12 protein-coding genes are annotated in these 12,946 nt (G+C 66.0%); 5 read left to right on the top strand and 7 right to left on the bottom strand.

Going from position 1 to position 12,946, the window contains the following annotated elements; translation table 11 throughout:
* Positions 1-68 precede the first annotated feature (68 nt).
* Positions 69-425 (top strand): GFA family protein, encoded by a 357-nt coding sequence (locus tag ACZZ0O_RS20130; protein WP_463591668.1) that lies wholly within the window; start codon positions 69-71, stop codon positions 423-425.
* Positions 422-1,225 carry a DUF4349 domain-containing protein gene (locus tag ACZZ0O_RS20125; RefSeq protein ID WP_463591667.1) on the top strand — a complete coding sequence of 268 codons (804 nt, stop codon included), beginning with the start codon at positions 422-424 and terminating at the stop codon, positions 1,223-1,225. Before ACZZ0O_RS20130 ends, ACZZ0O_RS20125 begins: the two co-directional genes overlap by 4 nt.
* Positions 1,226-1,530: 305 nt before the next feature.
* Here ACZZ0O_RS20125 and ACZZ0O_RS20120 read toward each other — a convergent pair whose 3' ends face one another.
* The 4 genes from ACZZ0O_RS20120 to ACZZ0O_RS20105 all read right to left on the bottom strand — a co-directional run bounded on the left by ACZZ0O_RS20120 (position 1,531) and on the right by ACZZ0O_RS20105 (position 4,975).
* On the bottom strand, positions 1,531-1,824 hold the full coding sequence (locus ACZZ0O_RS20120) for a hypothetical protein (protein ID WP_023903350.1): 294 nt from the start codon (positions 1,822-1,824) through the stop codon (positions 1,531-1,533).
* 81 nt (positions 1,825-1,905) lie between these two features.
* Positions 1,906-3,339: a DUF2867 domain-containing protein gene (locus ACZZ0O_RS20115; RefSeq protein ID WP_463591666.1), complete on the bottom strand. Its 1,434-nt coding sequence runs from the start codon at positions 3,337-3,339 to the stop codon at positions 1,906-1,908.
* A 30-nt stretch (positions 3,340-3,369) separates the two neighbouring features.
* On the bottom strand, positions 3,370-3,684 hold the full coding sequence (locus ACZZ0O_RS20110) for a metalloregulator ArsR/SmtB family transcription factor (protein ID WP_055849910.1): 315 nt from the start codon (positions 3,682-3,684) through the stop codon (positions 3,370-3,372).
* 355 nt (positions 3,685-4,039) lie between these two features.
* Positions 4,040-4,975 (bottom strand): LysR substrate-binding domain-containing protein, encoded by a 936-nt coding sequence (locus ACZZ0O_RS20105; RefSeq protein WP_323537391.1) that lies wholly within the window; start codon positions 4,973-4,975, stop codon positions 4,040-4,042.
* A gap of 170 nt (positions 4,976-5,145) precedes the next feature.
* Between ACZZ0O_RS20105 and ACZZ0O_RS20100 the strand changes: the two genes are divergently transcribed.
* Positions 5,146-6,033 (top strand): DMT family transporter, encoded by an 888-nt coding sequence (locus tag ACZZ0O_RS20100; RefSeq protein WP_463591665.1) that lies wholly within the window; start codon positions 5,146-5,148, stop codon positions 6,031-6,033.
* Positions 6,034-6,071: 38 nt separating this feature from the next.
* Here the strand turns inward: ACZZ0O_RS20100 and ACZZ0O_RS20095 are convergent, their stop codons facing one another.
* The 3 genes from ACZZ0O_RS20095 to trxA all read right to left on the bottom strand — a co-directional run bounded on the left by ACZZ0O_RS20095 (position 6,072) and on the right by trxA (position 9,063).
* Complete coding sequence (locus ACZZ0O_RS20095; protein WP_463591664.1) at positions 6,072-6,977, bottom strand: peptidylprolyl isomerase; 906 nt, start codon at positions 6,975-6,977, stop codon at positions 6,072-6,074.
* 238 nt (positions 6,978-7,215) lie between these two features.
* Positions 7,216-7,665 carry a DUF4442 domain-containing protein gene (locus tag ACZZ0O_RS20090; protein ID WP_115528456.1) on the bottom strand — a complete coding sequence of 150 codons (450 nt, stop codon included), beginning with the start codon at positions 7,663-7,665 and terminating at the stop codon, positions 7,216-7,218.
* A 537-nt stretch (positions 7,666-8,202) separates the two neighbouring features.
* A complete protein-coding gene (trxA, locus tag ACZZ0O_RS20085; RefSeq protein WP_463591663.1) occupies positions 8,203-9,063 on the bottom strand; it encodes a thioredoxin in 861 nt (286 codons plus the stop codon).
* Positions 9,064-9,225: 162 nt separating this feature from the next.
* On the opposite strand from trxA, the gene ACZZ0O_RS20080 reads away from it, so the two are divergent.
* Both ACZZ0O_RS20080 and leuS read left to right on the top strand, forming a co-directional pair.
* Positions 9,226-9,837, top strand: a complete 612-nt coding sequence (locus ACZZ0O_RS20080; RefSeq protein ID WP_463591662.1) for a DUF998 domain-containing protein — start codon at positions 9,226-9,228, stop codon at positions 9,835-9,837.
* A gap of 72 nt (positions 9,838-9,909) precedes the next feature.
* Complete coding sequence (leuS, locus tag ACZZ0O_RS20075) at positions 9,910-12,552, top strand: leucine--tRNA ligase (RefSeq protein ID WP_463591661.1); 2,643 nt, start codon at positions 9,910-9,912, stop codon at positions 12,550-12,552.
* The last annotated feature ends 394 nt before the right edge of the window (positions 12,553-12,946 follow it).

The raw sequence follows: 12,946 nt of genomic DNA, 5'->3' as shown, positions 1-12,946 counted from the left end.
GCTGTCGCGTCCCACCGTTTGCCCGTTGTACGCCACAGTCAGGTGGCGCTTTCCAAGGAGGAATACCCATGCTGTATGCCGGTAGCTGTCATTGCGGAAGCATCGCGTTCGAACTGGAGACCGATGCGCCGATCACCGAGGTCTACGACTGCAATTGCTCGCTTTGCCGTCGCCGCGGTGGTCTGCTCTGGTTCGGCACACGCACCCAACTGCGCCTGCAGGCGGCCGCGGAGGCGGTTGGCACCTACCGCTTCAATCACCACCATATCGAGCATCATCATTGCCCGCAGTGCGGCATTGCGCCCTTCAGCGAGGGGGCCAACCCCAAGACCGGCGAAGCCAGCGTTGCGGTCAACGTGCGCTGCCTGCCCGCGCTGGATCTGACCACCTTGCGCGTGGAACAGGTCGATGGAGCCAGCCGATGAGGCGCGGCGTGCGCTGGCCCGGCATCGCGCTGCTGGTCTGCTGGGCCCTGTGCGGATGTGCGCGGCCTCAGGGAGAGATGGCCGCAGACGGCGGTGCGCCAGCGCCGGCGCCGCCAGCTGCGCAGGGCAATGCACTGGCTTACGAACACGATGTGCGGATCGAGTTGCCGGCCGATCAGATCGGCGAGCGCATCGCGGCGGTCCGTGCTGCCTGCCAGAGCGCACAGTTCGGCACCTGCGCGCTGTTGGCGGTGGAACAGGATGGTGGGCGCGAGCCCAGCGGCAGCGTTCGCGTGCGCACGGTGCCCGAGGGCATCGAGCCACTGGTGCAACTGGCCGGCCAGCACGGCGATGTAGCGGCACGCAGCACGCACGCCGAGGATCTGGCCCAGCAGATTGCCGATACCGGTCTGGCACAGGCGCGGCTGCAGAAAGAACACGCGCGTCTGCTGGAATTGCAGCAACGTCGCGATCTGGCGGTGAGCGATCTGCTTGCGTTGTCCAAGCGCCTGGCCGAGATCGAGGCCGAAGCGCAGCAAACCCAGCAAGAAGCGGCGCAGCAGCAACGCCGTATCCGCACCCAGTTACTGACGCTCAACTTCCGCAGTACCGGCGGGGAGCAGGGCAGAAGTGAGATTGCGCAGGCAGCTGCCGAGTTCGGACAGGTGTTTTCGTCCAGCGTGGCGTTCGTGATCCGTGCGGTTGCGGCATTGCTGCCAGTGGCACTGGTGGCGGCGATCGTCGGCTGGCTGCTGTTGCAGGCGTGGCGCTGGCGCGCGCGGCGTCGCCGGATGTCCTGACGACCTGCGCGAGGCTGGGCGGCACTGCCGCACCAGCCGCGCGTGGTTGGCGCCGTCGTACGATGTGGAAAGCCGCGCTGGGTCAGTAGTGCAGGGCACAGATGCACAGCGCATGCACTGTGGTATGCGCATCGGCATGGCCGCGTGTAACAGGGCTGTTCGGCCAGTGTCGCTTCCAGCGTGCTGTAGGCCTCCGGTGCGAGCACCGCTCGCTGAAACAAGGCGCCAGCGGGCCGTAGGCTTCGTCGGAAAAGGCAGGCCGACCGCAGACATCCACCGATGCTGCAGTCGCGCCCAACGCAGGCTCAGCCTTCGTCGACTTCGTATTCGACAAACACGTCCAGCTGCAAGGCCAGTTCCTGCACCGCGTCGCGCACCTTCTGCGCGGTGGCTTCGTTGCCGGCTTCTACTTCGAATTCGTGGCTGCCCGGACCTTCGTCGTCGGACAGGCCGGCCGAGCTGGAATCGTCGTCGTCCAGATGCGGCATCAGGTCGTCCACTTCTTCGACGTGCTCGATACCTTCGATGCTCTGCAGCAGGTTGGCGATGGCACGTGCGTCGTCGTCGGTGCCGGTGATACGCATGCGAAGAGTCGGCATGGGAAAGCTTCCTTGGATTGGGGACCCAAAGCCTAGGCAGCGGTCAGGCAAGATCGGGTGATGGCTGCGTGCGCCGGCTGCTCACGCGCGCTTGGCTGTCGCCTGTACCGGGGCGGTATCCAGCACCGGCACCAGCAGCGCCTGCGCGGCAGTGCGCAGCAGTGCCGGCGCGATGTAGCGATGGTGCACGCCGTCCACCAAGGCCATGTAGACGCGGCCAAACGTATTACGGCAGGCCACCCGCGTCTCCAGGCTCAGCTCCACGCTGCCATCCTCCAGTACCTCCACGCCCACGCTGCTGCGGAAGACCAGGTGGCGGTCGTCGGCGCCCAGCAAAACCTGTACGCGTCGGCCCAGTGGCGCGGTGTCTTGCGCAAGCACCGGGAACCGGCCCGCGAACAGACAGTCGCGCTGCGCCGACAGCAATGACGACACCGGGCAGCCCAGCGGCGAGGTCCGCAACTGCAATGGCGCCACCAGCGCATTGCGCAGCCGCATCAGCCAGGTCACACCCGGCGGCGCGCGCTCGGTGAATCCTTCCAGCAGCAACGCCATCAAGGTGTGCGCACCGTGCTGACGTAACTGATGCGGCTGCAGGCGCAGACGCACGCTGTCCTGATGATCGAAGCGTTGCAGATGACGGGTCAGCAGCGAGCCGGGCTTGGGCTCGGCATGCACGCTGACCTGTGCCCGCTGCGGTGCCAGCGCAACAAACCCCACCGGCCGCCGCAGCCGGCTCAACGCCTGGCGCAGCCTGCCGCTGAAGGAGCGCAGCCGGCCGCACCAGGCAAACCGGCTGCTGCCCGGCGATGCGGCCAGCGACAGGCCCACGGTGGGAATCTGCAGCGCACGCGCCTGCGCCGAGGCCAGCAGCGCAATCACTGACTCGGGCAGCGTTTCGGTGAGCGTTGCGATATCGGCGGTACCGGCAAGCACCCGTGCGCGTACCGCATCGCTCAACTCGCCGCCGGCCTCATCGCTGTGGCAGGACAGTGCGAAAAACGCCGGGTGTGCGGCCTGCGCTTTCAGCGGTGCGAACTGATGCCAGGTGCCGCCGCCAAAGCGCACGGTAAACAGGCAATCGGCCGGCAGATCGATATGCCGCAGCGCCGCCAGAAAGTGCTGCGGGTCCTGTTCAATCTGCTCCATCGAGGCGGTGCAAAAGCGCAGTTGCGCGCCACTGCTGCCGGTGATAGCGGTGAACATGCGATGCCCTGCATGGCGATGGAACGGGTGGCCATTGGCGCCCACTGCAAACGAGAACAGCGCGGTCGATTCGCCGTGCGCAAAATCGGTGGCCGCCAGGCGTGCCGATGGCTCGTCCAGCGCATCGTGAAAGCTGGGATGCGCGCGCTGGCGGCGGCAGGCCTGGTCGATCAGCGGGTTGCCCGCGCCCACGCCCAGCTGTGCGATCAGCGTGACCTCCACCGGCAGGCCGCCGCTGTAGGACTCCAGACGGACGGACGGAAAACCTGCGTGTGCGTCGGCAGGGCGGTGCTGGGGTGTGCTGAACATCGGCATGAGTCCTTTGCGGCCGGAGGTGGGTCAGGAGGTCTTCTTGGTCAGGGCACGCGCTTTGCGTTTGATCGGTGCCGAGGCCGGGCAGACCTCGAAGGCAAAGCTGCTGAGGGTGTTGACCAGGTTGTCCGGGGTGAGCCGGTAGATCACGAACTGGCCGCGACGCTCGCTGGACACCAGCCCGGCGGTTTCCAGCACCGAAAGATGCCGCGAGATCGCCGGCGCGCTCATTTCGAACAACTGCCCGATCTGCCCGGCGGTGAGTTCCTGGTCTGCCAGGCACGCCAGCATCTTGCGGCGGGGTTGGGAGGCGAGGGCTTCGAAGACGCGGTCGATGGACATAAGGGGTTAAGTAATTAACGAATTAGCTAATTAATTGATTTTATGGCGGCCGATGTCAAGCGTTTTTTTTGGGTGGTGCTCCCGGGCCACGGCCGGGTGCATCTGGCGAATGCCGCAAGCATTGCTGCGATGGAGGATTTCGCGGCGGCTTACGCCGGGAGCGCGCGGGATCTACCGACGCTGTGGCGCAGGGTGCGGCCGATTGGCGATGAGTGCCTTTGCCGCCCATGGCCTGCACGACTGGCACACCACCTCAGTCCGGGAACAACCGCGCGCGCTTCGAGAACGTCACGCTCAGGTGATCCAATGACGCGACGCCTGGCCGGCGAGACTGCAGCGGTTCAAACGGCCACTCTCACGCCGCCGGCAGTGCCATCAGTTCTGCCGGCAACGCGGGCATCGGGGTGCGTTCGTCCAGCGCCTCGCGTTTGAGCCAGTCGATGAACAACGCCGCCGCCGGGCTGGGCTCGCGGTGGCTGGGGTGCACGATGTAGTACGCGTAGCGGGCCTTGAGGGTGGGGCCTGGCAGCCGCACCAGTTCATAGCGTTGCAGATAGGGTTGGGCGATGTGCTTGCGTGCCAGCACCGCGCCCAGGCCGTACACCGCTGCGCGCATCGCATCGGTGCTGTCGTTGAAGGTATGCATCGGCGGCAGCGTGGTGCCGCGCACCTGGGCGGCGCGAAACCAGTCGCGCCAGCCTTGCGGCGACATATCGCTCAGCAGCGGCAACTGGGCAATCTGCGCCGGTGTGCGCAGTGCCGCCACTTCCGGCAACGAGGGCGAGGCCACCGGAAACAGCTCATCGTCCATCAAATGGTGCGAGGTCAGCCCCGGCCATGCGCCTTGCCCATAACGGATGCCCAGTTCCGGGCCGCCTTCTTCGAAACGCGAGAACGCCGGGTCCGATTGCAGGTCCAGGCGGACATGCGGATGGGCGCGGCAAAAGCGCGGCAGGCGCGGTAATAGCCAGCAATACGACAGCGAGCGCAGCGTGGTCACCCGCAGCGGGATGGCGTCTTCGCGCGGATGCAGGTTGCCGGCCACCGCGGCGATCTCGGCCAGTGCGGCGGTGGCGGCATCGGCCAGCTGACGGCCTTCGGCGGTGAGCTTGACCCCGCGCGGCAGCCGCTGGAACAAGGTGACCCCGAGCAGCGCTTCGAGCTTGCGCACATGGTGGCTGACCGCGCTGGCGGTGAGATGCAGTTCTTCGGCCGCATGCGCGAAATTTTGATGGCGCGCGGCGGCGGCGAACACGCCCAATGCGGGCAGCAGGGTCGGGCGCAGATTCATCGAGACATGAGTCAGATTTGTGGCTGACCGCGATACTACGCGCTTGTCGGGCCTGCGGCAGCAGCCGATGCTGCGTCATCCCGTCGCGATGATCGTGCCATGTCCAGCTGTCCGCCCGAGCTTGTCCTCTGCCGTTTCAGCGCCGCACGGCATGCCGCGGGAGCACAGCCATGAGCGCGCACTCGTCGACGCAGCCGGTCGTGACAACACGCGAATGGCGGACCCCGCTCGAGCTGGGTTTTCTCGGCATCGTGTGGGGGTGCTCGTTCCTGTTCATGCGTGTGGCAGCGCCCAAGTTCGGCACGGTGGCGTTGGTGGAAATTCGCCTGGCGCTGGGCGCTGCGGTCCTGCTGCCGTTTCTGTGGTTGGCGCGCGATCGGTTCCCCTTGCACCGTTGGCCGATGCTGGCGGCGATCGGCGTGTTGAACTCCGCGTTGCCGTTTCTGTTGTTTGCCTGGGGCGCGCAACATGCGCCGGCCGCCGTCGGTGCGATCTGCAATGCGATGACGGTGTTGTTCACTGCCTTGATCGCGTTCTTGTTCTTTGGCGAACGCATCGGTACGCGGCGCGCGCTGGCCTTGCTGGTGGGATTCATCGGCGTGCTGGTGCTGGCGACCGGCAAGTCAGCCGGGTTGAGCGTGGGCCCGGCTGCATTGGCCGGCGCCACCGCTTCGTTGCTGTACGGCATCGGCTACAACCTGGTGAAGCGCCACATGGGCGACCTGCCACCGGCTGCATCGGCGGCGTCCACGCTGGGGTGCAGTGCATTGCTGCTGGCACCGTTGGCCTGGCTGCAGTGGCCGACCATGCCGGTGCCGGCAGTGGCCTGGGCCTGCGCGACCGCGTTGGGCGTGGTCTGCACCGGCTTGGCATTCTTGATGTATTACCGGTTGATCCAGCGCATCGGTCCGGCGCGGGCATCCACCGTGACCTATCTGGTGCCGGTATTCGGCGCGCTGCTGGCGTGGTCGCTGCTGGGCGAACCGCTGACCTGGACCATGTTGCTGGCCGCGGTGCTGATTCTGGGCAGCGTCGCTTTCAGCCAGCGCGCGCGCTAAGCACGCGCGCCCCGCTTTTGCGATTCCCGATTCCCGACTCAGCCCGCCGGCGGTGTCCGCACCGGCAGCGGCACGTTGCACAGATCGATATGTCCGGCCGGACGCTTGTAGAAGTCGTCCTTGCGATTGCGGCGTGCTTCGGCCACATCGCGGAAGCTCTGGCTATCGGTGCGCAACAGTTGCAACGGCGTGCGCTCCGGCACCGGCACTTCGCTGGCAAGGCGTATCGCGCGGATCGCAGAGCGTTGCGTGGTGTCTTCGTAGAAGCCCATCGGGTCCGGCCCACGGGAAATCACGCTCAGCAACTCCATGCCCTTGACCACGCGGCCGACCACGGTGATGTTGCGGTCCAACTGCCGTGGCGACTGCCCGGTGACCACATACAATTCGGCGCCGATGCTGCTGTCTTCGTCATTGTTGCGCCCCGCGCCCAGCGTGCCGTAGCAATGCGCCAGCCAGGCTTTGCCGGTGGCGCTGTCGCGGCCTGCCGGGAAGCCTTCGACAAAGCCGACCTGTGGCGCCCAGCCATCGCTATCGGGCAGGCGCTGAAAATCCAGGCCTTGCGCGGCGCGTTCGAACTCGGCAGGCAGATGGGTCTTGGCCGAGCCCAATGATTTGGCCTTGTCCGGCGTCTCGCCATCGGGGTCGCCGAACTGCACCACGAAATTATCCTGCGAGCGATAGATGCTGAGCCCATCCCAGAAGCGCTCGTGGGCGAGCGTGCGGATGTTGCCCACGTGCTCGGGCGCAAATTGCGGCGCCAGCTCGATGATCACCCGGCCGGTATCCAGTTCCAGGTACAGCGTGCGATCGGGATCGAGCACGCGCCAGGCGTTGGCCGGCGAGCTGTCCAGGATCTGTTGCGGGCTGCGGTAGGCCGCATGCGCGGCAGCGGGCAATACCAGCGCGAGCAGGCAGGCAGAAACAACAGTGCGCAGCAGCATGAAGGCAACCAGCGAAGGAAAGGTGGTTGATTCTTGACCAATGCGCGCAAGGACGCAAAGCGGTGATGCGCGCGCCACGGCGCCGACGCGCTACACCAGCGTCGTGGCAATGATGATTGCGTGCCCTGCTGCGCACCTGGCGCAGACATGACGTGTCCGCATCGAGCGGGCGCGTCATGTCCGATTGGCGCATGGATTTATCGCTCTCCTGCTTTGCAGCAGAGCGACAGTGCTGCAGTTACCGTGCCGGTTTGCGCTTGACGTAGAGTTGCTTGCGCACGTGCGCAACGACCTCGCCATCGCGGTTGTGTATCGTGTTTTCGAACCAGCGCAGATGCTTCTCTCCGCTGGCGGTGGCGTCGCGCAGTTCGGCGAGCATGGCGTTGTCGATCACAAAGTCCGCGCTCACCGTGCCGCGCCCGGGTTTGACGAATTCGATGCTGCCGGCCTTGTCCCACACGTAGTAGTCGCGTCCCAGGTTCTGCATCACCAGCAGCATCCAGAACGGATCGGTCATCGCGAACAGGCTGCCGCCGAAATGGGTGCCGACGTAATTGCGATTCCATGGGCGCTGCCGCAGTTCCACACGCGCGAAGCGATAGTCGGCCGACAACACGGTGACGTGGATGCCTGAAAACAGATACGGCGGCCACAGGTTGATGCCGAGCTTGAACAGTGAAGCGCGCATGCGGGCCGGGTTCCATGGCGGGTCGGGCTCGCAGCATAACATTCGCATGCGTATGGTTGGCGATGACCGTCCAGGGAAGCGGCTGTGCCCGTGATGTGAGTCTGTCCAGGCGTCGCGTCATCTCCGGCCGCGCAAGTCGCGCCGCCTCGCGCAGAAGGCTCGACCACCCGCATTCTCTCGTAGGAGCGGACCTGGCCGCGACGGTGCGTCACCGTTATCGCATGACGCTTCATCGCGACTGGGAATGCATCATCGCGGCCAGGTCCGCTCCTACGCGTTCATGGGGTTGGCCGTCTTCGTCGGGTCGGTTTTCAGGATGTCGGAACTGTGGGCGGGGGACCTGTTTGGATAGGCCGGTCTGCGCGGCTTGGTAGCGGCAGGATGCAGGCCTCGCACCGCACCGCGGCGTGCCGGACCCTGTGACCGACACGCCGCGTGCAATGCGTGCAATCGACACGCTGCATGCAACCGATCTCAGCGCATGCAACTGCTCTCAGGCGTGCGAAGCCGCGGCTCACGCCACAGTGCCCGTCGCTGTCAGAACACCAGCGCCGACATCTTGCGGCGGTAGCGGCCGACCAGGTCTTCGTCTTCGATCACGCGGAACGCATCGATCAGGCTGCGGCGCGGCAGGTTCTCGTCGAAGGCGCGATCCTGCCGCAGCATTTCCAGGAACTGTTCCAGCGCCGCTTCGTCGTTGCCGTCGAGCAGATGGCGCACGCCGAGCAGGTGACGCGCGCGCAGGTCGGCGCCGTTGGTGTCCACGGTGGCCTGCAGCACGCTGGCGTCCGGGGCGTCCTTGAGCACATTGGCAAAACTCAGGCGGGCCTTGGCACGCACCGCGCGGTCGTCGGTGGCCAGGTTGGCGGGCAGGGCGTCGATCAACTGCTCGGCCTCGGCGGTGTCGCCGGTCTTGAGCAGCGCCAGCGCCAGATCCAGCTTGAGCTCGTCCTTGTCCGGCTCGGCGGCGATCGCCTCGCGCAACGCGGCGGCCTGTGCCTGGGGGGCCAGCGGCGCCTCGGGCAGCACCTCTTCGGCGATCTGCGGCTCGGCCGGCAGCACGCCGTGCTGGGTCAGGAATTCGCGCACCTGGCCTTCCGGCATCGCACCGGGGAAGCCGTCGACGATCTCGCCACCTTTGACCAGGAACACCGTCGGCACCGAGCGGATCTGGAACGCCGCGGCGATCTGTTGTTCTTTGTCCACATCGACCTTGCCCAGCTCGAATGCGCCGTTGTACTCGCCTGCCAGCTTTTCCAGGATCGGCGTCAGCGACTTGCACGGCCCGCACCAGGTGGCCCAGAAATCCACCAGTACCGGTGTCGTCAACGATTTCTGCAGGACCTCGGTCTCGAAGGTGTCGGTGGTGGCATCGAATACATGCGGCTTGTCGGACATGGGCTTCCTGTATGAGGTGACGGCAACAATGGGTGGTAATGGTGGCAAACCCGGCCGACACAAGGCCAGTCCGGGACGCCGAAGGGGGTTCACGCCGTGCGCGCCCGGCACGACAATGCCGCGTCCTGGTGGCGCCAACGCGCCCCGCAGCGGAGCACCACAATGGGAAGTACCGACAGCGCGCAGCGCTACCTGGGCCTGATCGCGGCAACCGTGTTCGTGCTGGCGCTGGCCGGGTTCGGGGCCACGCTGCCGGGCTATCTGCAGGCCAGCCACCCGGTCGCGTTGCTGGGCGCGCAGGGTGTGCCGCATGCGCTGGGCTTCAATTTGCTGGCGTTCGTGCTGGTCGGTGCGCTGGGCATGATCACCGGCGTCAGCTTGCTGGCGCGCATGCCGCCCAAGGCCGGCTGGAGCCTGCGTGTGGGCGGGCAGCTCATCGTGCTGGCCGGGCTGGCCTTTGTCGGCATGGGCATGCTGCCGCTGGATCCCACCGATCTGGACGGCCGCGCCAGTCAGGCGCATGCCACGGCCTGGTTGCTGTGGGCGGTGGCGTTTGTGCCGGGCATGTTGTTGATTGCCGCAGCGCTGCTCAATGCTACCGAGACCCGCGCGCTGGCCTGGCTCAGCCTGGCGGCCGGGCTGCTGGTGGCGGTGCTGGCATTTGGCCCGCCCGGCCTGCTGCGGCAGGCCATCGCACAACGCCTGGCGTTTCTGGCCTGGGTCGGCTGGCTGGCTGTGGCCGCCTGGATCTGGCCGGCAAAGCCTGCGATCTGAGCGAGCGGTTTGGAGCACCTGCTGCACTGCGGTACCCTGTCCCGCTTTGCACCGCCCGAGCATCCGCTCCCAATGTCCACCGTCGAACCCAACGCCTACGACCCGCAGCAGGTCGAATCCTCCGCCCAGCAGTTCTGGGACGCCACCCGCGCCTTCCAGGTCGACGAGAACTCGGATAAACCCAAGTTCTATTGCCTGTCGATGCTGCCGTACCCGTCCGGTGCGCTGCATATGGGCCATGTGCGCAACTACACCATCTCCGATGTGGTCAGCCGCTACAAGCGCATGACCGGCCACAACGTGATGCAGCCGATGGGCTGGGATGCGTTCGGGTTGCCGGCCGAAAACGCCGCGATCAAAAACAAGACCGCGCCGGCCAAGTGGACCTACGCCAACATCGAGCACATGCGCGGCCAGCTCAAATCGCTGGGCTATGCGATCGATTGGTCGCGCGAGTTCGCCACCTGCACGCCGGACTATTACGTGCACGAGCAGCGCATGTTCACCCGGCTGATGCGCAAGGGCCTGGCTTACCGCCGCAACGCGGTGGTGAACTGGGACCCGATCGATCAGACCGTGCTGGCCAACGAGCAGGTGATCGACGGCCGCGGCTGGCGCTCCGGTGCCCTGGTCGAAAAACGTGAAATTCCGCAGTGGTTCCTGCGCATCACCGATTACGCACAGGAACTGCTCGACGGCCTGGACCAACTGGACGGCTGGCCGGACTCGGTCAAGACCATGCAGCGCAACTGGATCGGCCGCTCGGAAGGGCTGGAAATCCAGTTCGACGTGCGCGACATCGATGGCGCGCCGCTGGACCCGTTGCGCGTGTTCACCACCCGCCCGGACACGCTGATGGGCGTGACCTTCGTGTCGATCGCCGCCGAGCACCCGCTGGCGCTGCATGCGGCCAAATCCAATCCGGAACTGGCCGCGCTGCTGGAAACGCTCAAGCATGGCGGTGTCTCGGAAGCCGAGCTGGAAACCCAGGAAAAACGCGGCATGGCCACCGGCCTGAGCGCAGTGCATCCGATCAGCGGCGAGCAGGTGCCGGTATGGGTGGCCAACTTCGTGCTGATGGGCTACGGCACCGGCGCGGTGATGGCGGTGCCCGGCCACGACCAGCGCGATTTCGAGTTCGCCAACAAGTACGCCCTGCCGATCGTGCAGGTGGTCAAGCTGCGCGAGCCGCGCAATGAAGACGAACAGACCTGGGACGCCACCCAGTGGCGTGACTGGTACACCGAAAAAAGCCGCGAGCTGGAGCTGATCAATTCGGCCGAGTTCGATGGCCTGGATTTCGGCGGCGCCTTCGAAGCCTTGGCCGAGCGCTTCGAGCGCAAGGGCCAGGGCCAGCGCCGCATCAACTACCGTCTGCGCGATTGGGGCGTCAGCCGTCAGCGTTACTGGGGCTGCCCGATTCCGGTGATCTACTGCGCCAAGTGCGGTGCGGTGCCGGTGCCGGAAGACCAGTTGCCGGTGGTGCTGCCGGAAAACGTGGAATTTGCCGGCACCGGTTCGCCGATCAAGACCGATCCGACCTGGCGCCAGACCACCTGCCCAGACTGTGGTGGCCCGGCAGAGCGCGAGACCGACACCTTCGATACCTTCATGGAATCGAGCTGGTACGTAGCGCGCTACACCAGCCCCAACGCACGCGACATGGTCGACCGCCGCGCCAATTACTGGATGCCGGCCGATCTGTACGTGGGCGGCATCGAGCACGCGATCCTGCACCTGATGTACTTCCGCTTCTATCACAAGCTCATGCGCGACGCGCGGCTGGTGGACAGCGACGAGCCGGTGACCAACCTGCTCACCCAGGGCATGGTTATTGCCGACACGTTCTATCGTGACGCCGACAACGGCGGCAAGGACTGGATCAACCCGGCCGATGTCGAGGTCCAGCGCGATGAGCGCGGCCGCGTCACCGGCGCGGTGCTGGTCGCCGACGGCCAGCCGGTGCATATCGGCGGCACCGAAAAGATGTCCAAGTCCAAGAACAACGGCGTGGACCCGCAGTCGATGGTGGCCAAGTACGGCGCCGACACCGTGCGGTTGTTCTCGATGTTTGCCGCACCGCCGGAGCAATCGCTGGAGTGGAACGAAGCCGGTGTCGACGGCATGGCGCGTTTCATGCGCCGGTTGTGGGTGCAGGTGCACAAGCATGTGGGCGAGGGCGCGGCCGTTGCGCTGGACGCCGCCAGCCTGAGTGCCGAGCAAAAGGCGATCCGCCGCAAGACCCACGAAACCATCGGCAAGGTCAGCGACGACTATGGCCGCCGCCACAGCTTCAACACCGCCATTGCCGCGGTGATGGAGTTGTCCAACGCGCTGGCCAAGTTCGACGACGCCAGCGACCAGGGCAGGGCGGTGCGGCAGGAAGCACTGGAAGCGATGGTGCTGCTGCTCAACCCGATCACCCCGCATGCCAGCCACGCGTTGTGGCAGGTGCTGGGCCGTGGCGAAACGTTGCTGGAAGACGTGGCGTTTCCGCAGGTCGATGCCAGCGCCTTGGTGCGTGACGCATTGACGCTGGCGGTGCAGATCAACGGCAAGCTGCGCGGCACCATCGAGGTGACGGCGGACGCCGCGCGCGAACACATCGAAGCGCTGGCCCAGGCCGAGCCCAATGCCGCGAAATTCCTGGATGGGCTGACGATCCGCAAGATCATCATCGTGCCGGGCAAGATCGTGAACATCGTGGCGGGGTGATGGCGGCTGATCGGTCCGGTTGCCATTGCCGATCCGGGTAGTTTCCCGGAGCGGCGTGGCGACGCGGTGCAAGGTTGCTGCTGCGGTGACGGCAATGTGTTGCACTGGCGCGTGGTGCTGCGCAAGTCCGCGCGCTGCAGTGGTTGTCTGCGATTAACTGCGCTGGTGCGTCGCGACGCATGGGTGAAGTTGCCGCGATGGTTCCTGGTACGTCATTTCAGTCGCGCTCGGCGACGTGCAGGTGAGATTGTTGGGGTGGCTTCTGGTCATTCGTTTCACCGGCGCGTGGCGACGCGTTTGTCATTCCTGGGCGCCGCGTTGTTCCGCGGCGCCCTATCAAGCCCCGTTCACGCGGGCTGCGTCAGGCTAGCCGCCTGTTGCCGCCGCCGGGGCG

This window comes from Xanthomonas sp. AC360 (genome assembly GCF_979258225.1).
This window is presented reverse-complemented; position numbering and strand designations above follow the sequence as displayed.

What these genes read in the sequence shown, in the direction of transcription:
- ACZZ0O_RS20120 (WP_023903350.1), bottom strand. Translation starts at nt 1,824, where the DNA reads ATGCCGACTCTTCGCATGCGTATCACCGGCACCGACGACGACGCACGT.
- ACZZ0O_RS20115 (WP_463591666.1), bottom strand. Translation starts at nt 3,339, where the DNA reads ATGTTCAGCACACCCCAGCACCGCCCTGCCGACGCACACGCAGGTTTT.
- ACZZ0O_RS20100 (WP_463591665.1), top strand. Translation starts at nt 5,146, where the DNA reads ATGAGCGCGCACTCGTCGACGCAGCCGGTCGTGACAACACGCGAATGG.
- ACZZ0O_RS20080 (WP_463591662.1), top strand. Translation starts at nt 9,226, where the DNA reads ATGGGAAGTACCGACAGCGCGCAGCGCTACCTGGGCCTGATCGCGGCA.
- ACZZ0O_RS20110 (WP_055849910.1), bottom strand. Translation starts at nt 3,684, where the DNA reads ATGTCCATCGACCGCGTCTTCGAAGCCCTCGCCTCCCAACCCCGCCGC.
- ACZZ0O_RS20125 (WP_463591667.1), top strand. Translation starts at nt 422, where the DNA reads ATGAGGCGCGGCGTGCGCTGGCCCGGCATCGCGCTGCTGGTCTGCTGG.
- ACZZ0O_RS20090 (WP_115528456.1), bottom strand. Translation starts at nt 7,665, where the DNA reads ATGCGCGCTTCACTGTTCAAGCTCGGCATCAACCTGTGGCCGCCGTAT.
- ACZZ0O_RS20095 (WP_463591664.1), bottom strand. Translation starts at nt 6,977, where the DNA reads ATGCTGCTGCGCACTGTTGTTTCTGCCTGCCTGCTCGCGCTGGTATTG.
- ACZZ0O_RS20130 (WP_463591668.1), top strand. Translation starts at nt 69, where the DNA reads ATGCTGTATGCCGGTAGCTGTCATTGCGGAAGCATCGCGTTCGAACTG.
- ACZZ0O_RS20105 (WP_323537391.1), bottom strand. Translation starts at nt 4,975, where the DNA reads ATGAATCTGCGCCCGACCCTGCTGCCCGCATTGGGCGTGTTCGCCGCC.
- leuS (WP_463591661.1), top strand. Translation starts at nt 9,910, where the DNA reads ATGTCCACCGTCGAACCCAACGCCTACGACCCGCAGCAGGTCGAATCC.
- trxA (WP_463591663.1), bottom strand. Translation starts at nt 9,063, where the DNA reads ATGTCCGACAAGCCGCATGTATTCGATGCCACCACCGACACCTTCGAG.